This window comes from Bradyrhizobium liaoningense, assembly GCF_018130955.1.
Classification (GTDB): Bacteria; Pseudomonadota; Alphaproteobacteria; order Rhizobiales; family Xanthobacteraceae; genus Bradyrhizobium; species Bradyrhizobium liaoningense_C.
In genome coordinates this window covers 189,634-211,808 of the sequence record NZ_JAFCJM010000002.1, presented here as the reverse complement: position 1 = coordinate 211,808, position 22,175 = coordinate 189,634, and the positions used below count along the sequence as shown (strand labels likewise).

The 22,175-nt window shown below is 63.8% G+C and carries 20 protein-coding genes and 1 pseudogene; 15 read left to right on the top strand and 6 right to left on the bottom strand.

The features are described 5' to 3' along the window. Positions 1–31: 31 nt before the first annotated feature. Both hfq and hflX read left to right on the top strand, forming a co-directional pair. A complete protein-coding gene (hfq, locus tag JQ632_RS02690; RefSeq protein WP_007591126.1) occupies positions 32–280 on the top strand; it encodes an RNA chaperone Hfq in 249 nt (82 codons plus the stop codon). 11 nt (positions 281–291) lie between these two features. Next, positions 292–1,671: a GTPase HflX gene (hflX, locus tag JQ632_RS02685; protein WP_212400721.1), complete on the top strand. Its 1,380-nt coding sequence runs from the start codon at positions 292–294 to the stop codon at positions 1,669–1,671. 45 nt (positions 1,672–1,716) lie between these two features. Here hflX and JQ632_RS02680 read toward each other — a convergent pair whose 3' ends face one another. Both JQ632_RS02680 and mazG read right to left on the bottom strand, forming a co-directional pair. After that, positions 1,717–2,175, bottom strand: coding sequence for a GNAT family N-acetyltransferase (locus JQ632_RS02680; protein WP_212400720.1), 459 nt, complete (start codon positions 2,173–2,175; stop codon positions 1,717–1,719). Between the two features lie 22 nt (positions 2,176–2,197). After that, a complete protein-coding gene (mazG, locus tag JQ632_RS02675) occupies positions 2,198–3,016 on the bottom strand; it encodes a nucleoside triphosphate pyrophosphohydrolase (RefSeq protein WP_212400719.1) in 819 nt (272 codons plus the stop codon). 121 nt (positions 3,017–3,137) lie between these two features. On the opposite strand from mazG, the gene queC reads away from it, so the two are divergent. Then, positions 3,138–3,851 (top strand): 7-cyano-7-deazaguanine synthase QueC, encoded by a 714-nt coding sequence (gene queC / locus JQ632_RS02670; protein WP_212400718.1) that lies wholly within the window; start codon positions 3,138–3,140, stop codon positions 3,849–3,851. A 174-nt stretch (positions 3,852–4,025) separates the two neighbouring features. On the opposite strand, the gene JQ632_RS02665 is transcribed toward queC, so the two are convergent. Genes JQ632_RS02665 through nthA form a run of 3 tightly spaced genes read right to left on the bottom strand, consistent with a single transcriptional unit; the run spans position 4,026 to position 5,685 of the window. Next, a complete protein-coding gene (locus JQ632_RS02665; RefSeq protein WP_212400717.1) occupies positions 4,026–4,403 on the bottom strand; it encodes a nitrile hydratase accessory protein in 378 nt (125 codons plus the stop codon). Continuing rightward, positions 4,403–5,062 carry a nitrile hydratase subunit beta gene (nthB, locus tag JQ632_RS02660; RefSeq protein ID WP_212400716.1) on the bottom strand — a complete coding sequence of 220 codons (660 nt, stop codon included), beginning with the start codon at positions 5,060–5,062 and terminating at the stop codon, positions 4,403–4,405. The genes JQ632_RS02665 and nthB overlap by 1 nt, the downstream gene beginning before the upstream one ends. Next, the gene (nthA, locus tag JQ632_RS02655; RefSeq protein ID WP_212400715.1) at positions 5,059–5,685 is read right to left on the bottom strand and encodes a nitrile hydratase subunit alpha; all 627 of its coding nucleotides are present in this window, start codon (positions 5,683–5,685) and stop codon (positions 5,059–5,061) included. The genes nthB and nthA overlap by 4 nt, the downstream gene beginning before the upstream one ends. A 62-nt stretch (positions 5,686–5,747) precedes the next feature. Here nthA and JQ632_RS02650 point away from each other — a divergent pair, with 62 nt between their 5' ends. The 10 genes and pseudogenes from JQ632_RS02650 (at position 5,748) to JQ632_RS02605 (ending at position 17,799) form a co-directional block, all read left to right on the top strand. After that, entirely contained in the window at positions 5,748–6,509 is a 762-nt protein-coding gene (locus tag JQ632_RS02650) for a hypothetical protein (protein WP_212400714.1), read from the top strand. 31 nt (positions 6,510–6,540) lie between these two features. Next, positions 6,541–7,012 (top strand): annotated as a pseudogene (locus tag JQ632_RS02645) (enoyl-CoA hydratase-related protein). Positions 7,013–7,146: 134 nt separating this feature from the next. Further along, on the top strand, positions 7,147–8,589 hold the full coding sequence (locus JQ632_RS02640; protein WP_212400713.1) for a DASS family sodium-coupled anion symporter: 1,443 nt from the start codon (positions 7,147–7,149) through the stop codon (positions 8,587–8,589). Between the two features lie 140 nt (positions 8,590–8,729). Further along, complete coding sequence (locus JQ632_RS02635; RefSeq protein ID WP_212400712.1) at positions 8,730–10,475, top strand: hypothetical protein; 1,746 nt, start codon at positions 8,730–8,732, stop codon at positions 10,473–10,475. Between the two features lies 1 nt (position 10,476). Next, entirely contained in the window at positions 10,477–11,772 is a 1,296-nt protein-coding gene (locus JQ632_RS02630) for a hypothetical protein (protein ID WP_212400711.1), read from the top strand. A 72-nt stretch (positions 11,773–11,844) separates the two neighbouring features. Further along, positions 11,845–12,054 (top strand): hypothetical protein, encoded by a 210-nt coding sequence (locus JQ632_RS02625; protein ID WP_212400710.1) that lies wholly within the window; start codon positions 11,845–11,847, stop codon positions 12,052–12,054. Beyond that, on the top strand, positions 12,051–13,466 hold the full coding sequence (locus tag JQ632_RS40215; protein ID WP_212400709.1) for a radical SAM/SPASM domain-containing protein: 1,416 nt from the start codon (positions 12,051–12,053) through the stop codon (positions 13,464–13,466). The genes JQ632_RS02625 and JQ632_RS40215 overlap by 4 nt, the downstream gene beginning before the upstream one ends. A gap of 412 nt (positions 13,467–13,878) precedes the next feature. Then, positions 13,879–15,153: an MFS transporter gene (locus tag JQ632_RS02615; RefSeq protein ID WP_212400793.1), complete on the top strand. Its 1,275-nt coding sequence runs from the start codon at positions 13,879–13,881 to the stop codon at positions 15,151–15,153. A gap of 25 nt (positions 15,154–15,178) precedes the next feature. Then, complete coding sequence (locus JQ632_RS02610; protein ID WP_212400798.1) at positions 15,179–15,316, top strand: hypothetical protein; 138 nt, start codon at positions 15,179–15,181, stop codon at positions 15,314–15,316. Positions 15,317–15,444: 128 nt separating this feature from the next. Beyond that, the gene (locus JQ632_RS02605; RefSeq protein ID WP_212400708.1) at positions 15,445–17,799 is read left to right on the top strand and encodes a family 16 glycoside hydrolase; all 2,355 of its coding nucleotides are present in this window, start codon (positions 15,445–15,447) and stop codon (positions 17,797–17,799) included. 21 nt (positions 17,800–17,820) lie between these two features. Here the strand turns inward: JQ632_RS02605 and JQ632_RS02600 are convergent, their stop codons facing one another. Next, complete coding sequence (locus JQ632_RS02600; protein ID WP_212400707.1) at positions 17,821–18,810, bottom strand: helix-turn-helix domain-containing protein; 990 nt, start codon at positions 18,808–18,810, stop codon at positions 17,821–17,823. Between the two features lie 144 nt (positions 18,811–18,954). Between JQ632_RS02600 and JQ632_RS02595 the strand changes: the two genes are divergently transcribed. Further along, entirely contained in the window at positions 18,955–20,151 is a 1,197-nt protein-coding gene (locus tag JQ632_RS02595) for a serine hydrolase (RefSeq protein WP_212400706.1), read from the top strand. 15 nt (positions 20,152–20,166) lie between these two features. Beyond that, positions 20,167–22,164, top strand: a complete 1,998-nt coding sequence (locus JQ632_RS02590; RefSeq protein ID WP_212400705.1) for a primary-amine oxidase — start codon at positions 20,167–20,169, stop codon at positions 22,162–22,164. The last annotated feature ends 11 nt before the right edge of the window (positions 22,165–22,175 follow it).

Here is a 22,175-nt window from a genome sequence, read left to right as displayed (position 1 = left end):
ATAAAAAGAAACTCAAAGCGAGATAACAACAATGGCGGCAGACCGCGCACAAAACCTACAAGACACCTTCCTAAATCACGTTCGCAAAACCAAGACGCCGCTGACGATCTTTTTGGTCAACGGAGTGAAGCTGCAGGGAATTGTGACCTGGTTCGACAATTTCTGTTTGCTGCTTCGGCGCGACGGTCACTCGCAGCTTGTCTACAAGCATGCGATCTCGACCATCATGCCGGGCGCTCCGATCCAGCTATTCGAAGGCGGCGAGGACCAGCCGGCTTGAGAGTAACCTGATTGGAACCCCGGAACTTTGACGGGGGCGCCGACCGTCCGCGGTCGGCAGGGGCAAGAGAGACGGGGCGGGTGATCGTCATCGGCCCCTATTTGCGAATGCGCGCCGGCGGGGCCGACGCGCAATCGGAAGCTCATGTCGTGCGCGACGCCGAGGCGCGGCTGGAAGAGGCCGCGGGCCTTGCGTTGGCCATTGACCTCGTGATCGCGGAGAGCCTGATCGCTCCGGTCAGCCAGATCCGGCCCGCGACCTATCTTGGCAAGGGCAAGGTCGAAGAGATCGCCACCCTCATCAAGACCCTCGACGTCGAGCTCGTCGTGATGGATTGCGCGTTGTCGCCGATCCAGCAGCGCAATCTCGAGAAGGAGTGGCACGCCAAGGTGCTCGATCGCACCGGGCTGATCCTCGAAATCTTCGGCCGTCGCGCCAAGACCAAGGAAGGCGCGCTCCAGGTCGAGCTCGCGCATCTCAACTACCAGCGCTCACGCCTGGTGCGGTCCTGGACCCATTTGGAACGCCAGCGCGGCGGTTTCGGCTTCATGGGCGGCCCCGGCGAGACGCAGATCGAGGCCGACCGGCGGCTGATCCAGGAGCGCATCACAAAACTCGAGGGCGAACTCAGGAAGGTGCAGGCCACGCGCCGATTGCATCGCGCCGGCCGCCAGCGCGTGCCGTATCGGGTCGTCGCACTGGTCGGCTACACAAATGCCGGCAAGTCGACGCTGTTCAACCGCCTGACGCGGGCGGACGTGCAGGCCGCCGACATGCTGTTCGCGACGCTCGATCCGACCTTGCGGGCGCTCAACCTGCCGCACGGTGGCAAGGCCATGCTGTCCGATACGGTCGGCTTCATCTCCAACCTGCCGACCCAGCTCGTGGCCGCCTTCCGCGCCACGCTGGAAGAGGTGCTCGAGGCCGACGTCATCCTGCATGTCCGCGACATCGCGCACGAGGACGCCGAGGCGCAGCAGGGCGACGTCGATGCGGTGCTGCGCCAGCTGGGCATCAACCCTGATGACAGCGGCCGCATCATCGAAGTCTGGAACAAGATCGATCGTTTTGACGCCGAGCAGCGCGACGAATTGCGGAACATCGCGGCGCGCCGGCCGCCCGATCATCCGGCGATGCTGGTATCAGCGGTGTCGGGCGAGGGGATCGACGCGCTGCTCAGCGCGATCGAGGAACGCCTCGCCGCCAAGCGCACCACGCTCGATCTCTCGATCGACGCCGCCGACGGCGCCGGCATCTCCTGGCTGCACCGCAATTCGGAGGTGCTGGCGAAAGAGCTGCACGAGGGCCGCTTCGACATGACGGTGCGGGTGGACGAGACCAAGCGCGATATCGTGGTGAACCGGTTCGACGCCGTTCCGCGGGTGGCGTGAACCAAGGCTGACGCGGACGTTCGACCAACCCACGGACCGAGAAGATCAATTGGACAGGTCGAGGCTCATGAACTGGTTGTGTGGGCTACCCGTATAGTCAGCGAATGGCTCACAGGATACGAAGCCGACACTGCGGTAGAGTGAGATGGCCGGAGCGTGCAATTGTGCTGTGCCGGTCTCCAGGCTGAGACGCACATATCCGCGTTTCCGGCCTTCAGCAATGATGTGGTGCAGAAGGGTTCGTCCCACTCCGGTCCGCCGCGCTGTGGGCGCAGCACGCATCGACTTGACTTCGCCGTGCGTCTCATCCAGTTGCTTCAGAGCGCCAAATCCAGCCAGCACATCGCCCTGCCAGGCAGTCCAAAACGTCACGCTGGCTGCCGAAAGACCGCTCGCATCCAGTGCTTGCGCGTGCTCGCCCATGACGCTGCGCAACTCCTCCAGATGATGTGCCAACAAGTCGGCGACATGTGGCGCCCTCGGATCGTCCTGCCTGATTTCCACTTCGCACCCTCGTCACTTTGCTCTACTCAGCAGCGATCTTTGCCTCGTTCCACAACGCGTCCATCTCTTCCAGCGTTGCGTCCTCCAGCGAACGTCCCTTCGCTGCGAGTGTGCGCTCGATATAGCCAAAGCGCCGTTCGAATTTGGCATTGGTGGCCCGTAACGAGGTTTCCGGATCGGCATCGACGTGGCGAGCGAGGTTGACGAGCGCAAACATCAGGTCGCCGGTCTCTTCAGCAATCTCGCTTCTGTCGTTGCGGTCGAGCGCCGCTTCGATCTCGTCGGCCTCTTCGCGGATCTTTTGCAGCACCGCGCGCGGGTCATTCCAGTCGAAGCCGACGGTGGAGGCCTTGCGCTGCAACTCCACGGCGCGGGTGAGCGCCGGCAGGCCGGCCTTCACGCTCGCGAGCAGCGATTTGTGTGAAGCCTCTTCGGGCGGCCGCCGCGCGGCACGCTCGGCCTTCTCCTCGGCCTTGATGCGCTCCCACGCGCTCTTGACGCCGGCGGGCTTGATGTTGCCGTCGCGGTCGGCAAACACGTGCGGATGTCGGCGGATCATCTTCCGCGTGATCGCCTCGACCACGTCGCCGAAGGCGAAGGCGTTTTGCTCCTCGGCCATCTGCGCGTGATAGACGACCTGGAGCAGGAGGTCGCCAAGCTCCTCGCGCAGGTCGTCGAAATCGCCGCGCGTGATCGCATCGGCGACCTCATAGGCCTCCTCGATGGTGTAGGGCGCGATCGTCGCAAAATTCTGCTCGAGGTCCCAGGGGCAGCCGGTCACGGGCGTGCGCAGCGCTGCCATGATCTCGATCAGGCGGGAAATGTCGCGGGAAGGGGTCATGGCAGGCTCCTGGCTCGAAAACCTTATGCAACAAGCTGCGTGCCGTTCCCAGCGTCCCGGGCCGGAACCAACCGATTTTCACCGATTGGCGGCCCCTTCGGGCAGTGCTAAAGCGCGGCCCATGAGTAACCCCCTTTCATCCCAAACCGCCCTGGTGCTGTTTTCCGGCGGCCAGGATTCCACCACCTGCCTTGCCTGGGCGTTGAGCCGCTTTGCGCGCGTGGAAACGCTCGGCTTCGACTACGGCCAGCGCCACGCCATCGAGCTCGACTGCCGCGAGCGGCTGTTCGCGGGGATCAAGGCGCTGAATGCGAATTGGGCTACGAGGCTCGGCGAGAGCCACACGCTGTCGATCCCGACGCTGGCTGACGTCTCCGAGACCGCGCTGACCCGCGACGTCGAGATCGCCATGGGCGCCGACGGCCTGCCCAACACGTTTGTGCCCGGCCGTAACCTCGTGTTCCTGACCTTCGCCGCAGCGCTGGCCTACCGGCGTGGCATCACGCACATCGTCGGCGGCATGTGCGAGACCGATTATTCCGGCTATCCCGATTGCCGCGACGAGACCATCCGCGCCATGCAGGCCGCGCTGTCGCTCGGTATGGCGCGAAAATTCGAGCTGCATACGCCGTTGATGTGGATCGACAAGGCCGCGACCTGGAAGCTTGCGCATGATCTTGGCGGAGCGGGGCTTGTCGACCTCATCCGCGAGCAGTCGCACACCTGCTATCTCGGCGAACGCGGCGCGCAGCACGACTGGGGGTTTGGATGCGGCGAGTGCCCGGCCTGTTCGCTGCGAGCGAAGGGGTGGCGGGAGTATGTGGCGGGGAAGTAGTGCCGACCACTCAGTCGTCATCGCCCGCCTTGTGCGCAATTGCGCACTGGGGCGGGCGATCCAGTATCCCAGAGACCGTGCTTGAGCCGAGAAGCCGCGGCGTACTGGATTTCCCGCCTTCGCGGGGAATGACAGCGGAGGATGGGGCACAAGCGTGCCCGTTCCGAAGGTAGCCTAATCGAAATCCTCCGGCCGCAGTTCGATCGGCTTGCCGTGCGGCGTGCGGTCGGCGGCGTGGTCCCAGGCGTCGCGGTAGCGATGCAGGGTTTCCGTCGATGCAACGCCCTTGCTGGCGACGAGGCCTTCCAGCGTGGCGAGCCAGTGCAGATAGTAGGTCTCGCCTGTATCAGGGTCGCCGGCGGCCTGCGCGCGCTTGATCTCGTCGGCAAGCGCTGCGGCCCATTCCGGCCAGGTAAACACGCCGCGTTCGTGCAGCGTCAGCGCCATCGCAAAGGCATGGGCCTCCCAGGGTGCGCGGAAGACTGGACCGTCGTCATCACGCGGAATACTCGGGATGGCCGCCGTCGCGGCGGCAGCAGCATTGCTGCTCATCACGCCGGGTCCAGATAGGGCTCGAACGCGTCGATCGAGACCTTCAATGTCGGATCACCATCCGCGCCCCAGAGATCGCGGCCCTCGAACACGACCGTGTAGAGCCATTGCGGATTCTCGCCGAGCTCCATCGCCGCCGAATCCGGAAACACGTGACAGCCGTGGTTCAATTCGACGACACCGACATGACCGCGGACATAGCGCGGGAGGCGTGTGTGCGTGGTCGGATGGATGTTCTTCGCGCGCACGCGATCGCCGATGTTGAATTTGGCGGGCGCCGGGGCAGCGCGGGCGAACTTGCCGCGCACCATCACGCGCTCGACATTGGCGAGGCCGAACTTGCCGTGCTTGAGCGCCTTTGCGGGCTGCATAGCATGACCGGCGGCGACCTCCTCGCGGGTGAGGTAGCCCTTCTGGATCAGCATCTCCTCGAGACCGAGGAACCACTTCTTGTAGTAGGAGCTCGAGAGATACACGTGCGGCGGCAGCGTCTCGCGATAGAACCGAGAGGTGTCGATGTTGAAGGCGCCGGCCGCGCCCATCGCACGCACCATCGCGAGGACACGCGATTCCCAATCGGCGTGAAACATCGGCTCGTTCGGCTCAGCCTCGACCTTGCCAAATCCGTCCATACCGCCCATGTCGTGCACGCCGTTCATGAGGGCGCTCCGGGCGTCTTGGGAAAGCCGGTACCGATCATGGAATCACGCGTAACGAGCTCGGCGAGTTGCTCCTCGCTCCAGCCTTCCGTGCCGTCGGGCCGCATCGGCAGCACCAGAAAGCGCGTCTCGGCAGTCGAATCCCAGACGCGGATTTCCATGTCCTTCGGCAGCGTGACGTCGAAATCGGCTAGCACGCCGCGCGGATCCTTCACCGCGCGCGAGCGGTAGGGCGAGGCCTTGTACCAGACCGGCGGCAGCCCAAGCATCTCCCAAGGGTAGCAGGAGCAAAGCGTGCACACGACCATGTTGTGCCGCTGTGCCGTGTTCTCGACCACGACGAGATGGTCGCCGACGCGGCTGACATGACCGAGCGTGCCGATGGCCTTCGAGCCATCCTCCAGCAGCGCTTTTTTGAACGCCGGATCGGCCCAGGCCTTGGCGACGACGCGCGCGCCGTTATGGGGGCCGATCTTGGTCTCATAGGCCTGGATGATGGCATCGAGCGCGGCCGGCTCGACATAGCCTTTTTCAGTCAAAATCGTCTCGAGCGCGCGCACGCGCAGCTCGGTCTCCGACAGCTCGGAATGATCGTGATCGTGGTGGTGATGATGTTCACTCATGGCCGAACACTAGTCCCAGAATCCGGGCGTTGTCGAGGCGAAGACTCTGCTAACATCCCGCCATGGGATGGGCTGAAAAACGAACCGGAATTGCCGTCGCAATCGCGCTATTTGCCGCGCTCGCCGCACCGGAGGCGTACGCCGCGAATGGCGCCTATGCGGTGGATGCAGCCGACATTTCCGAGGTCGGCTCGTGCAAGGTCGAAAGCTGGACGTCGGCGGCGACCAACACCGATTTCTCGGCGGTCGCCAACCCGTCCTGCGTGGTCAATCCGTTCACGCCGATCGAGCTGAGCCTCAACACCAATCGCGCGCGCAGCGACGGCGAGTGGAGCACGACGCTCAGCCCCAAGGCCAAGACCAACTTCGTGCCGACCGGCATCGGGCGGTGGGGATTTTCGGCCTATGCCGGCGGTTCCTTCGGCGCGGCGAGCGGGGAAAACCTGTCCGCCTTCGCCGTCATTCCGGCGACGTATCGTCTCTCCGAGACGATGCGCATCAACCTCAACGGCGGCTGGCTGTGGGACCGGACCGTCGACCGCCACTATCTGACTTACGGCATCGGGTTCGACTGGAAGTTCACGGACACCCTGCAATGGACGATCGAGGCCTTCGGACAAGCCGGCGCGTCGGATACGCCAAGCGTGGTGCAGCCACGATTCCAGACCGGTGTGCGCTACCGGCCGAACGAAATCCTCTCCGTCGACGCGATCTACGGCCGCAACATCACCGGCGAGAACGCCAACTGGATCACGCTCGGCACCACGATCCGCTTTCCGGTGCCAGGAGGCCAGCCCGATCATCGCCGCAGCGGTCACCTGTAGCGGCAAGAACAACAAGAACGGCGAGGTTGCCTTGGTTGCGTATGTCAAGATCGAGAGGGGCCTCGGGCCCGACGGGCGGATCGCGGTCGTGCGGTTCGACCGTGGCGACGGCATTAACGCGCTGTCGCCGGAGGCGTTGCGCCAGCTCACCGCAGCCGCCCGCAGCTTCGAGGATGATGTCGCAACCTCCGTCGTGGTGCTCGCCGGCAGCAATGATGCGCATCGCGGCGGATGAGGCCTATGAGTGGGGGCTGGTTGAGCACGTCGTCGATCCCGGCAAGGCCTTTGACGCTGCCATGGACCTCGCCTGGAAGGTGGCACGCCAGCCACCGCTGTCGGTGGCGATGACAAAGCTCACCGTCAACCGCCTCGCGCACGCGCTCGACGATCTCGCCAGCCACATGGACGTCGACCAGTTCGCGCTGGCGAGCCTCACCGAGGACCACAAGGAGGGCGTGGAAGCATTTTTGGGCCGGCGCAAACCGCAGTTCAGGGGACGATAGGCCTTTTTGCATCGCACAAGGGAATCGGCGGGCCGCGATCCCGGGCCATTGTGTCGCACCCAAACTGTGTCGTATTCCCCTCGGCGCCGACAGCGGTCGGTCAACGAACCGCTGCATGTTGAGGGGGAGTGCCCATGACGTTTCGTTGGAGGTTGTTCGCGCCGCTCGTGGTCTGGCTCGCGATCTACCTGTGGCCGGTGCCTGCGGGCCTCAACGCCAATCAATGGCACTATTTTGCGATTTTCGCCGCCGTCATCACCGGGCTCATCCTCGAATCCATGCCGGTCGGCGCGGTCGGCCTGATCGGGCTGACGGTCGCCGCCGTCGGCGGCTATATCGAATCCGATCCGGGCAAGTCGCTGCGCTGGATGCTGGCAGGCTTTTCCGAAAGCACCGTGTGGCTCATCGTCGGCGCCTTCGTGTTCTCGATCGGCTACCGCAAGAGCCAGCTCGGGCGGCGCATCGCGCTGCTGCTGGTGCGCAGCCTCGGAACAAATACGCTCGGCCTCGGCTACGCGGTTGCGATGTCCGACTTCCTGCTCGCGCCCGCGACGCCGTCGAACACGGCGCGCAGCGGCGGCATCGTCTATCCCATCATCAGCAACATTCCCCGCATCTACGGCTCCGAGCCCGGCCCGACCGCCGGCAAGATCGGCACCTATGTGATGTGGACCGCCTTTGCCGCGACCGCAGTGACGAGCTCGCTGTTCTTCACAGCGCTCGCGCCCAATGCCGCGGCACTTGCGATCGCCAAGAAGACGGTCGGCATCGACGTGAGCTGGGCACAGTGGTTCATCGGTTTTGCTCCGCTCGGCATCCTCTTGATGATCCTGGTTCCGCTCGTCAGCTACGTCGTATGCCGGCCCGAGGTGAAACGAAGCCCGGAGATCGCGGAATGGGCGAGCAAGGAGCTCGCCGCGATGGGGCCGATGTCGCGCAACGAGTGGATCATGTTCGCGCTGATCCTGCTCGCGATGTTCCTGTGGATCACCGGCTCGACGCCGGACATCCGGGTGCCGTTTCTCGGCTCCAACTTCATCAACGCCACGATGGTCGTGTTCATCGTGATCTCGCTGATGCTGGTCACCGGGGTCATCGACTTCCACGACATCGTCAGTGAGAAGAGCGCCTGGGAGGTGTTCTTCTACTTCACCTCGCTGTTGACGCTCGCCTCGGGCCTGAACGAGATCGGCTTCATCAAATGGGTAGCGAACGAATACGCAAAACCGCTGGTCGGGCTGTCGCCGCCGACCGTGATGGTGCTGCTGGTCGCGCTGTTCTTCTGGATCCACTACTTCTTCTCCAGCATCACATCGCATGCGGCGGCCGTGCTGCCGGTCGTGCTCGCGGTGGGATCGGGTATTCCCGACATGCCGGTCGCAACCCTTGCGATGCTCTGCATGTATTCGCTGGGCCTGATGGGCGTCATCTCGCCTTACGCGACGGGACCCGCGCCGATGTATTTCGGCAGCGGCTACATCGGCAAAGGACAGTTTTGGGGCTTTGGGCTGCTGTTCGGGCTGATCTATTTCGCCGGATTGCTGTTCATCGTGCTGCCCTGGCTGATGTGGCGCTGAGCGGCCTGCGCAGCCGGGTGCGGCTTCTCGTCCTAGTTGCCGTCCTGCGCAAGTTCATCCAAGCTTGAGGCCGGGCGAGGATCGCGGCCGTCTGTCCGTTCGTGAACGGGTGCGCCTTTCCCAAGGTCTGGGGGAGGAGCATGCGTAACGTGCGCGGTTCGCGACACAGCCTGGTCAACACACAGAAGCTCACGATCATCGCGCAGGACCCGTCGGTCAAGATCGGCGGCAAGATCCTCGTGTCCGAGGTCGACGTGCCCGCCGAGGAGCTGCTGGCCGGGCCGCGGGGCTACCGCGTCAACGTCATCGATTTCGATACGGCGACCAGCACGCTTTACAGACCGGCCGTGCTCAAGCGCGCCAAGAACGGGCAGTACGAGGATGCGTTCGCCTTGAAGAAGGCAGACGGTACGCCGCGCAAGCGCCCGAAGCGGTACGACCGCAGGCTCGTGTCCGACCCCACGTTTCACGCCCAGAACGTCTATGCCATCGTGATGCGGACGCTCGCGCAGTTCGAATTCGCCCTGGGACGCCGGGTGCCCTGGGGCAGCCAGGGCCATCAGATCCACGTCGCCCCGCACGCTTTCGCCGACGCCAACGCGTTCTATTCCCGCGAGCATCGCGGCATCTTCTTCGGCTATTTCACGGGGCCGTCGAACCGGACGATCTTTACCTGCCTTTCGCACGATATCGTTGCCCATGAGACCACGCATGCGATCCTCGACGGAATCCGCTCCCGATATCTGGAGCCGTCCTCGCCCGATCAGGCGGCCTTCCACGAAGGGTTTGCCGACATCATCGCGCTGCTGTCGATCTTTTCGCTTCCCGATCTCATCGGGCAATTGCTGGATCGCAGCACGCCGCGCGGACGGATGATCTCCAAGGCGCATCTCACTGCCGATGCACTGAAGCAGTCCGTCCTGCTCGGTCTCGCCGAGGAGATGGGGGTGGGCCTGTCGAAAGGACGTGAAAGCGCGCTGCGGCGATCGGTGAAGCTCAGGCCCGGTCGCCCCTACATGTCGATGCCGGAGTTCAGCGAGGAGCACGATCGCGGCGAGCTGCTGGTGGCCGCGATGATGAATGCATTCCTGGAAATCTGGATGTCGCGCCTCGCCAAGATCGGCTTCGTCTCGCCTGGCAAGCGGGACCGCAGCCTGGTGGTCGAGGAGGGGGCGCGCGCCGCCGGCCATCTCCTGACCATGACCATTCGCGCACTCGACTATTGTCCGCCGACCGACATCACATTCGCGGACTATTTGTCGGCGCTGCTCACCGTCGACCGGGAGGTGGTGCCCGACGACAAATATCGTTATCGCGCCGCCTTGCTGAGGCACTTCAACAATTTTGGCATCAGGCACGCGATCGGCGCCGATGCCGACGGCCTCTGGAAGCAGTTCGACGGCGAGCTCGTCTACGCGCGAACCCACTTCGATTCCATGCTCCGCGACAAGGAGGAGGTCTTCCGCTTCATCTGGGAGAACCGCAAGGCGCTCGACATCGACGACAGGGGCTATGTCGAGGTGCAGTCGGTACGCCCGAGCATTCGGATCGGGCCGGACGGTTTTACGCTGCGCGAGACCGTTGCCGAATACGTGCAGATCATGACCTTGCAGGCGAGGGAGCTCAAGGCCGCCCTGAAGATCACGCCGCCGCCCGATCTTCCGCCGACGATGCGCATCCGCATCTTTGGCGGCGGCGCGCTCATCTTCAACGAGTATGGCCAGCTCAAATACAAGATCGCAAACCGCATCGAGGACGCGAAGCGCCAGACGGCGCGATTGAAATACCTGTGGGAAAGCGGCGCTCTCGATGGCGACCAGGAGGGCGGGCTGCGCCTCGCGCGTCTCCACCGCGCGCGCATGGCGAGAGCGGAGCGGAGTGAGTGACATGCCAGCATCGGCTCCGAACAGCCTCAACATCCGGACCTACCAGGTCGGCTTCGGCGACTGCTTCCTGCTGAGCTTCAACTACGACGGCAGCAAGAAGCGGCATGTGCTGATCGACTTCGGCACCAAGGCCTTGCCTCCGGGCGCCCCGAAGGGCCACATGCTTCGGATCGCAAACAACATCAAGGAGACCGTCGGCAACGACCCGTTCGCAGTCGTTGCCACCCATCGGCACCAGGACCACATCTCGGGGTTTCAACGCAGCAGCAACGGCAAGGGGACCGGCGACATCATCCGCGGCATGAAGCCGATGGTCGTGGTCCAGCCATGGACGGAGGAGCCGGGACTGGCGCAGGACGCGAAAGCGCCGGCACTGAAACGATTTGGCGCCGGCGCCAAGCAGCGTGTCGCGGCGCTGTCCGACATCCACGAAATCGCCGCCCGCGTCGTCGATGCCGCCCGACGCGGCCAACTCCCCAGGGAGATGAGGGACCGGCTCACCTTCATCGGCGAAGACAACGTCAAGAATCTCGACGCGGTGAAGAACCTGATGACGATGGGACAGCAGGAACCGGTCTACGTTTTCTCCGGTACGAAATCGGGTCTCGATCAGCTATTGCCGGGCGTCAAGGTTCACGTTCTCGGTCCGCCCACCGTCGATCAGTTCAAGAAGATCAAATCCTACGCCAAGACCTCGGACGAGTATTGGAGCTTTCAGGCCCGCGCCATGCGCGCAGGGGCCTCGTCGGCGACATCCAAAGGCAAGGGCAAGGTGCTGTTTCCGCGTCACGTTGCAAGCACGGGACCGAACTATCCGGTCGAGGCGCGATGGCTCATCTATCACGCCCGGCTGGCGCAGTCCGAGCAACTGCTCTCGATCGTCACGATGCTCGACAAGGTCATGAACAACACCAGCGTGATCCTGGTGTTCGAAGCCGGAGCCAAGAAATTCCTGTTTCCCGGCGACGCTCAGCTGGAGAACTGGCTTTTCGCGCTCGATGGAACGAACGACAAGTACAAGGCGCTGCTGCAGAGTGTCGATCTCTACAAGGTCGGTCATCACGGAAGCTGGAACGCGACGCCGAAAAAGCTTTGGGGTCTCTTCAAGAAGAAATCCGCGAGCTCGGGGTCGGGGCGGTTGAAGACTCTGATGTCGACGCTGGAGGGCGTGTTCCACGAGGAGCACGAGGTGCCGCGCGAGAAGCTGGTCACCGAGCTCAAGGACCAGTCGGAGCTGTTGTCGACCAACAAGCTGCCCCAAAGCGACTTGTTCAGGGACACGCTCGTGCAGCTCTGAGCGGTGCAGGCCAGCCTTGACGCGCGCCGAATATGTGCGACCATAGGTTGTCAATCCTGTGGGAGATCAGCCATGGCACGTAAGCCGGCCAAGAAGCCCAAGATCAGTTTGATTGCCACCGACGACAAGGATGTCAGGGTCAAGGTCCGCCCGGGCGCCAAGCTGAATGTCATGCAGGTCGAGACCGTCACGCCCGACATGAAGAAGGCCGGACGGATCGGTGCCCGCCTTTGCGGCCTCGGTACCAACATGTGCATCGCCATCATCGACGTCGAAAAGTGACGGCGCACCGGAGCCGACTGCGATCCTCGCGCTACAATTTCTGCGTTCCGTTCGGCGAGGGCGACAGCGTCCTCTATAACGCAGGCAGTGGCGCCTCGATCCGGCTTGCCGGAAGCGATGTCGGAGAGATCACCGAGCTCCTGTGCGGACCGCCGCGCGAGGTGGCGACGCGGATCATTCCGCGTCCGCTGCTCGCCTCGTTGCGTCGGGGAGGTTTCCTGATCGAGCAGGCCTTCGACGAGGTGGCCGCGATCCGGGAGAGATACTGGGTCGCACGCGGCCGCACTCCGATGGTCCTTACGCTCACGACGACCCAGGACTGCAACCTCGGCTGCTACTATTGCTACGAAGAACGGTCACGGGCGACGCTCACCGCGGCGAACGTTCCCGCGATCCTCGACTGGACGCGCGAGCGGCTGGCCGCATCGGGCAAGGACAGCCTGCACGTCGACTGGTATGGCGGAGAGCCGTTGCTCAATATCGCGTTCATAGAGGTCGCGTCGGCGGCACTCCAGTCGCTCTGCAACGAGCTGAATGTGAGTTATTCCGCCTCCGTGATCTCGAACGGAACCTGCTGGCCCGACGATGTCGCCGGCTTCATCCGTCGCCACCGCATCCGCCAGGCGCAAATCTCGTTCGACGGGCTGAAAGCCAATCACGACAAGCGGCGGCGGTATCGCAGGGGAAGGGCGCCCGAGCCTTCGGCGTCCTCGTTCGAGCAGGCGGTCGCACTCGTCGACAAGCTTTTAGACGTCGTCCGGGTCGACCTCAGATTCAATGCGGACCGCGGCAACGCCGACGATCTGGAGCCGCTGGTCGCGTTCTGCTTGCAGCGCGGCTGGTTCGACCGGCCGTTCGCTTGCGTCTTTCAGCTCGCGCGCATCTCGGATTATTCCGAACGATCCGGCTTTATGAGCCAGGCCAAATTGTCCGAGGACGAGTTCGAGCGGCTCCGCGAGCGCGCGCGACATCTCGTTCCCAACGAGTCTAACCTGGACGAGACCACCACCCGCTCACTCTACCCGCTCCCGCGGACGTCGGTCTGCGCGGCGCTGGCCGATGATTCAATCGTCGTCGGCGCCGACGGACATCGCTATCGCTGCGGGCTCCAGGTCGGTGAAAAGAACCGCCCGATCGCCATGGTGGGGGCGGGAGGCCAGATGTCACCGGGCCCTGACGCGCCATGGTGGGACACGTTCGATCCGACACGGCAGCCCAATTGCAGCCGCTGCTCGTTTCTTCCGGTGTGCTGGGGTGGATGCCCGAAGAAGCACCTCGAGGGCGACACGGCATCGCTTCACGAGCAAAGCCTGTACTGGCGCAAGGCGCTGCCGCAGAAGATCGCCTGGCAGTTTGGCGTCGCCATGAATGAGAACACATTTGCGTTCTCCGAGAGCGACCAGTTCCGCTGAAAGCGCGGCTCGCTGGCGACCGGGGCCGTGATTTGCCCGCATGTCGCCACGTGGACGAACTCCGTGGGCCTCGATCAAAGTGAAGTGACTGGCAGGGGAAGTTCGCGGACTTCGTGCCTGCGGGTTCCTGATTGACAAGCAATCCCGCTTTGGCAAACTCGCGGGCTTGGGGATGGCGATCTCCCCATGAGGCGGCATGCCCAAGCATCGCGTCCGGATTTTTGCCAAGGACGCGCCATGTCTGCCGTTAGTCTCACTCTCGCTCCAAAGGCCTGTTACGCATCTCAAGCAGGATTCGGCGTGCTCCGGCTTGCGGCGAACTGACTGCAATCGCCCGCCGTTTCCGGACACTCGCAAGACGCACGGCACCTTCGCCGGTGGAGGCGGTCGGCGCATGACAATTCAATCGGGCATGGACGGCAGCGTTGGCCCTTGGCGGGTCCGGAGACCGTCGAACGTCGCGCTGCTCTTTGCGGCGCGCGCGGCGCGGGGGCTGGGCGATGGTTTTGCCGCAATTATTCTTCCCGCCTACCTCGTCGAGCTGGGTTATTCCCCTTTCCAGATCGGCGTGGTTGCGACCGGCGCCCTGCTGGGGACGGCCATCCTCACGCTGGGCGTCGGTTGGCTAGGCGCCCGTCACGCCTTGCGCCATCTCCTGCTTGTCAGCGCGTTCGTCATGGTGCTGACCGGCGCAGCATTTCCGATGGTCGAAGCGTTTCCGCTCGTCGTCGTGCTTGCCTTTGTCGGGACGATCAATCCTTCTCCCGGAGACATCGGCATCTTCGTCCCGCTCGAACACGCGATGCTGGCGAGCGACACCGACGATCGACAACGCACCCAGGTGTTTGCTCGTTACAGCCTCGTCGGCGGCTTGTCGACCGCCGCGGGGGCCCTGCTTGCGACCGTGCCGGACATCCTGGTCTCGCTTGATATGCCGCGCCTTGCCGCCCTGAAGGCCATGTTCTTCGTCTACGCCGGGCTCGGCCTTTTCGGGTCGCTCCTCTACCGGATGCTGCCGGAGACCGGCACCTTGCAACGAAGGCAGTCAACGCCGTCGGTTCTCGGTCCTTCACGCGGGGTTGTCTACCGGCTAGCGGCCCTCTTCAGCATCGATGCGTTTGCCGGCGGATTTGCCGTTCAATCGCTCGTCGCACTGTGGCTTTTCGAACGCTTCGAGATGTCGATCGCCACGGCAAGTCTCTTCTTCTTTTGGTCGAACACACTATCGGCCTTCTCCTATCCCGTCGCGGCCCGGCTCTCCCGGCGCTTCGGCCTGGTGAACACCATGGTGTTCACGCATATCCCGTCGAGCCTCTGCCTGATCGCCGCGGCTTGTCTTCCGAATCTCGCGGGGGTCCTTGTTCTGCTCTCGATCCGGGCAGCGCTCTCGCAAATGGACGTTCCGACGCGGACCTCGTACGTGATGGCAGTCGTTACGCCGGAGGAGCGTCCGGCGGCCGCCAGTGTGACGGCGGTACCGCGCAGTCTCGCTTCTGCGATCAGTCCGGCGCTGGCAGGTGCCATGCTTGGCACGGCATTTTCCGGCCTGCCGCTCGTGATCTGCGGCGTCTTGAAGATCGCCTACGACATCACGCTGTTGCGCTCGTTTCGCCACATCAAGCCGCCGGAAGAAGTGAACAGGGCAATCCAACGACCAGCCGGCAAAGCCGAGGAGCTTGCGGGATAGGGGGCGTTCAAAAGCGGAGACCAGGATGACGATGGATACAGAGCGCCGGACTTTCGATGCGCAGACCTGCAAGCTCTGTGCTGAGCAGCAAAAGGCCAGCATGAAGAACTACGCCGGCCCAGCGTGCAAGACGGAGTACCAGAACGCAGACGTGCAGCCATAGGGGCAAAGGAAAGCGCTGCTTACGCGGACTGTTGGCTTTGTTGTGATGCAGATTGTGTGAAACCGGTCATAAACGCATCAGTTGAGACGAGCTAGCGTGCTGTTTTGGAACAGTTGCAGGAGCGTGCCATGCTGCCTCGCCTCAATCCAGATCCGAACGTTCTCACCAATGTCCAACAGACGGCATTCTCGTACGACGTTCTCGGTCGCTGGGCGTGCAGCAACTGGCAGGAGGTCAGCAGCAACGGAGGCGATCCTTTTGACGTCGTCGTCATCGGCGCCGGCATGTTTGGCGGCTACGCCGCTGAGAAGCTGTACCGGAAGAGCGGGGAAATCGGCCTTCGGGTACTTCTCCTCGATGCCGGGTCCTTTCTCGTCCCGACGCATGTCCAAAATTTGCCCCGGCTCGCTTTGGTCGCGCCGACCGAGCAGGTGGTCAACAGCAATGGAAATGACCCCGGGGCTCAAAACATCGTCTGGGGCCATCCCTGGCACAGCAACCAGGACTTTCCCGGGATGGCCTACTGTATCGGCGGGCGATCGCTTTATTGGGGAGGCTGGGCGCCGCGTCTGACGCCGGCCGATCTCGGTGCGCGACCGGCGGGAGAGGTTGCCTGGCCCGCAGATGCGGTGACCTATCTGCTGGCGAACTACGAGACCACCGAGACCGAAATGGGCGTCAAGCCCACCACGGATTACATCTCCGGATCGTTGTTCGACAAGTTGAGTGCGCGGTTTGCGGGCGTGGTCGGCGCCGGTCAATCGGTCGAGGAGGCTCCGCTAGCGGTTCAGGGAAAATCGCCGGAGTCGGGCCTGTTTCCATTCGACAAGTACAGCAGCGCCTATCTCCTCTTCGACGCCGTCCGCGAAGATATCGGCAAGCGCTGGCGAGACAACATCGATGCCTGGCGGCGTTTGATGATCCTGCCCCGAGCCCAGGTCGTCAAACTGGCAACGTCCGGCAACCGGGTGAGCGAGGTTGAGCTGCTGGTGGATGGACAGCAACAATTCCTGCGCCAGCCTCTCATTTCTTCCAACTGCATCTTCGTGCTGGCCGCCGGCACGATCGAGTCGACCCGCCTGGCGCTGGACTCCTTGCAGGCTCCGGCGATGGGCACGAAGCGCATGGGATCCAATCTGATGGCGCATCTGCGCAGCGACATCACCGCCCAGATCCGCCGCTCCGCGATTCCCGGCCTGCCAGCGCAGCCAACCGAGCTGGAGATGGCTGCGCTGCTTGTCCGTGGAACCACGAGCGACGGGCATGAATATCACTTGCAGGTCACGGCGAGCGCGGGCGGCGCCTCCGATGCCAATCTGTTCACAGCCGTTCCGGATATCGATCTGTTGAATGCGCTTCGCGCCAATCAGGACCCGGGATGGATCGCAGTCACGTTACGCGCCATCGGGCAGATGATCGGTCATCCCGGCGCTCAACCCGGCGATACCAAGCAGAGCTGGATCAATCTCGCCATGCAGAACGATCCCCGGACCGGAACGGCGCGCGCGTGGGTCAATCTCGATCCCTCGGACGCCGACACACGGGCCTGGCAGGAGATGGAGGATGCCGCCGTAGCGCTCGCAAAGCTGGTGGCAGGAAATCCGGCAGATATTCGCAACATCAAGGTCAACCGGAACAAGATTGGTACGACGCACCACGAGGCCGGCACGTTGTGGATGGGGTCGCCCGGTCAATCCGTCACGGATTCGTTCGGCAAGTTTCATCATCTTGACAATGTTTACGTCGCCGGGCCGGCCTTGTTTCCCGTGATCGGTTCGGCCAATCCATCTCTCACTGCAACGACGCTGGCCCGGCGCACGGCCGAGGCGATTGTGAGCAGCCGAACGGCGAGTCCCGATCTCGCATTCAAGCCGCTCTTTACCGGATCCCGCGAGGGTTGGCAGATGTCCGGAGGCGGTGACTTTCTCACCATCTTCGGATCGATCCTTGAGGCCCGGCCAAACGGATTGGGCCTATTGTGGTATACGCGCCAGGTCTTCCGGAATTTTGTGCTCAAGGTCGACTGGCTGTCCTTCAATCCTACGACCAACATCCCCGGCGCCCGCGCCGACAATTCCGGCGTCTTGATCCGCTTCCCTGCGCTCAACGCCAGCGATCCCAACAATGATTGGAAGCTGGCATCGGACAAGGGTTACGAAATTCAGATCGACGACGTGGGCTTCAACGTCGACACCGGGCAAAACTTCAGTCCTCTGCATCAGACGGGTGCCGTCTATGGACTGGCTCCGTCTTCAATGATTGCGTCAAAACCCGCGGGTCAATGGAATACCTTTGAGATTGAGGCGAGCGACGCGGCCATCAGCGTGACTCTGAACGGACAGTTGGTGTCGACCTACGCAATTCCGGCCAACGATGGACGTCGCCGGGAGGGCCATATCGGCTTGCAGTGCCACACCGGCAATGTCCAGTTCAGAAACGTGATGATCCGAGCTCTGCCGGATGCGGGCACTCCGACGGTTTGATGACTGTGGGCGCAGCGCCGGTTATGCCGCCCGTGCCCGCCGTAGCGTCTCCGACGGCAGCTCGCAAAAATGCCGTTTGTAGTCGACCGAGAACTGGCTGAAGTGCCAAAAACCGTGCCGGGCGGCGACGTCGTAGACGCCGGCCCGCGGATCGCTGCAGCGCTTGAGGTCGCTGCGCACGCGGTTCAGCCGCATGGCGCGCCAGTAGTGCATCGGGCTGGTGCCGAGCACCTCCTGGAAGCAATAGCCGAGCTTGCGCGGGCTGGCACCGACCGCCCTGCAGACATCCAGAATTGAAACGGGTCGGTCGTCGTGCGCCAGCATCATCTCGCAGGCCCGCGCTACCGTGCGCTTGCGTGCGGCCGCACTGCGGCCGACATCGCAGGGCCGGGCGGTCGGCAGCATGTCCATGATCTCGACGAGGAGCGCATCCTCCAGCGCGCCGCAGCTTGCCGGATCGGCATACGCGGCAGGCGCGGGATCGTCATGGATCAGCGCGAGCAGGGCGCGCAGCCGCGCAACCGCAGCCTCATCCGTCTCGATCACGCGCAGTTGGTGCCAGACTGCGCGCGGCAGCTCGATGTCGAGCTCGGCCGCGAGCTGCGCGATCAGCCTAGCGCTCATCACGACGCCGCGGAGCTCAAAACCCCTCGGCGTGCACATGTCGACCTCCGCATCGATGCAGGCAATCACCTGGGCACCTGTGACGCTCGCGCCATTGCAGTTCACCTCGCCGCGGGATTGCCAGGGCAGGCCTATGCCAAAACTGTCTGACCCAAGCTGGCCGTATTGGCGGACCTGCTGGCTCGTGACCTCGCGGAACACCTCGACGCGGGGCAGGGACAACTGGGTGAAGCTTCCCTTGAACGCGCCGGCGCTGATCTGGTCGTAGCTCAGCCGCCAGCGGCCGAGATTTTCGCAATGCTCGTCCACGTCCGTGCTGCTGGCGCGCAGCAGATTGGCACCGGATTGCGGTGAAGGATCAGAGCTAAGAGAGGCGCCTAAGGTCATGACACAGCGTCGATTTCTTCGGCCAAGGGCTGAGCAGGAACCAAGCCGGACCAAGGCCGCTTCAGGCAAAATATTGCCGTATCTCGATAACGCTGGGAAGCCGTCAGGCGCACTTTGGATGCTCCATCACGTGGAGGAGGGACGATGCGACCGAGCGAGATCATGCGCGGCAGCCCAGCAGCGCCAGAGGCACAGGTGACCCGGGCCAACTGGCGAACATTCCCCGCCATTCGCTGGGGCTTTACGCATGTCCGGGAGGTACTGCCGACGGCCGAGGTCCGCCGTTCCGCGATGCCGACCACGATCACGAGCGCGCCCCGCGATCTCTCCAAGCTCGGCTTCGCGATGCCCGATGGCAAGCCGACCACGGTGGAGGCCACGCTGCACGAGACCTTTGGCGATGCGCTCCTCGTCATGCATCGCGGCACACTGATCCATGAATGGTACGGCGACGGCATGAGCGCGACGACGCCGCATCTGATCTGCTCGGTCAGCAAGTCGATCGCGGGAACGCTGGGCGGCATCCTGTTCGCACGCGGCCTGATCGACCCGGAGGCGAGGCTGGTCAAATACATCCCCGAGCTGGAAGCCTCCGTCTACGGCACCTGCACCGTCCGCAACCTCCTGGACATGGCGGTCGCGATCAAGTTCGAGGAGGACTATGAGGATCCCGCAGGCGACGTCGCGCGCTACCGCTTCTCCTCCGGATGGGATGTGCCGCCGCCGGGCGTCGAGGCCGGTCACCAGCGGACTTATCTGGCCACGCTGCGGCCCACGGGAAAACCGCACGGAAAAGTCTTTCACTACGTCTCGCCCAACACCGAAGTGCTGGGCTGGGTCTATGAGCGCGCCTGCGGCCAGCCCTATGCGCGCATCCTGTCCGAGTATCTCTGGCAGCCGATGGGGGCGGAGGACGATGGCTCCATGACGCTCGACAGCCACGGCATGGGGCGCATCGCCGGCGGCCTCTCGGTCACCGCGCGCGACCTGATCCGCTTCGGCGAGATGATCCGCTGCCGCGGCGTCGTGGAGGGCAGGCAGGTGGTGCCGGGCTGGTGGATCGACGACATCCACGAGAACGGCGATCCGCAGGCATGGGCCGACGGCGACCTCGCCGACATCTTCCCGGGCGCGCGCTACCGCAGCAAGTGGTACACGATCGATCCGTCGCGTAATGATCTCGCCGCGATCGGCATTCACGGCCAGTGGCTCTACATCGATGCGGCGACTGACACCGTCATCGTCAAGCTCGCGACCCAACCCAAGGCGATGGACGTGCCGCTCGACCATCGCTGGCTCACCGGCTTCCGTGCCATCACCGCACTCCTTGCACCGCGCTGACATTCGGAGACGATCATGCTGGATACCACCAGGACCAAGCCGCGGGTCGCGAGCGCGGCGCCTCATCCGCTGGATCCGCTGACCGCCGAGGAGATCACTGCGGCCTGCGCGCTGGTGCGCGCCGCAGCCGCGTCGTCCGAAAACTGCCGCTTCCCGATGGTGCGTCTGGAAGAGCCGACCAAGCAGGAGCTGGCCGCCGGCGTCGACCTGCCGCGCCGCGCCTTCGTGCTGACGCTCGAGGTCGTGAGCGGCGAGTCGGTCGAGCACATCGTCGATCTCGGCCAGCGCGAGATCGTGGCGCGCAAGGTCGTGCCGAACCGCGAGGCGCCCTATGGCCAGCCGCCCGTCATGCTCGAGGAATTCTTCAAGTGTGAGGCCGTCGTCAAAGCAGATTCCGGCTGGCGTGCGGCCATGCATCGGCGCGGGCTCACTGACAAGGATATCGGGCTGGTCCAGGTCGATCCGTTCTCATCGGGCTTCTTCGACATGGAATTCGAGCGCGGCGCGCGCATCGTCCGCGCTGTCAGCTATTTTCGCGAACATCCGCAGGACAACGGCTACGCTCATCCGATCGAGGGCGTGGTTGCCGTGGTCGATCTCATCGGCGGCAGGGTCATCGACCTCACCGACGAGGACCCGATCGTGCCGATCCCGCGCAAGAAGCGGAACTACGGCGCGCATGAGACCAAAAACCCGCGCACCGACATCAAGCCGCTCCACATCGAACAGCCGGAAGGCGCGAGCTTTCGCGTCGATGGCTGGAAGGTCGACTGGCAGAAGTGGAGCTTTCGCGTCGGCTTCACGCCGCGCGAGGGACTGGTGCTGCATCAGTTCGCCTATCAGGACGGCGAGCGCAAGCGCTCGCTGATCCATCGCGCCAGCGTCACCGAGATGGTGGTGCCTTACGCCGACCCGACCGCGAACCATTTCTGGAAGTCGGCGTTCGATGCCGGCGAATATGGGCTCGGCATGCTCGCGAATGCGCTAGAGCTCGGCTGCGACTGCCTCGGCAACATCCATTATTTCGACGTGCCGGCGGCCGACAGCAAGGGCGAGCCTTATCTCATGCAGAACGCCATCTGCATGCATGAAGAAGACTGCGGAATTGCCTGGAAACACTACGAATTCCGCAACGGCCTGTTTGAGGTCAGGCGCTCGCGCCGGCTCGTCATCTCGTTCTTTGCAACCGTCGGCAACTACGACTACGGCTTCTACTGGTATCTCTACCAGGACGGCACGATCCAGCTCGAGACAAAACTCACCGGCATCATCCAGACCGCCGCCGTGCAGCCGGGCGCGACATACAAATGGGGCGGCATGGTCGACGACAATCTCGGCGGCCCCACGCATCAGCACTTCTTCAACGTGCGCCTGCACATGGATCTCGACGGCGGCGGCAATACCGTCAGCGAACACGATTTTGTCCCGCGGCCCTGGGGGGCGGACAACCCCCATGGCAACGTGTTCGACACGACGACGCGCGTGCTGTCGCGCGAGCGCGACGCGGCGGCGATCGCCAATGGCGAGACCGGACGCTTCTGGAAGATCAGCAATCCCAACCAGACCAACTCGGTGGGCAGCGCGCCGGCCTACAAGCTCGTCGTCAACCCGAGCCCGTTGATGCTGGCGCAGGAGGGCAGCTACGTGCGCAAGCGAGGCGGCTTTGCGACCAAACATGTCTGGGTCACGGCCTTCGACAGGAGCGAGAAATACGCCAGCGGCGACTATCCCAACGTCCATGCCGGCGGCGACGGCCTGCCGCGTTACGCCGCCCAGAACCGCAACATCGAAAACGCCGACATCGTGGTCTGGCACTCCTTTGGCCATACCCATGTCTGCAAGCCCGAGGACTTTCCGATCATGCCGGTCGAGTATGCCGGCTTCGTGCTGAAGCCGACCGGGTTCTTCGCGGCCAATGCAGCCGGCGATATCCCGCCGGACCGCAACAGCCGCAGCGTCCGGGCGGGCGATCGTGAGGACGCCGGCGGCGGCGCATGCTGTCGCGGAAGCTGAGCGGCGGCCGC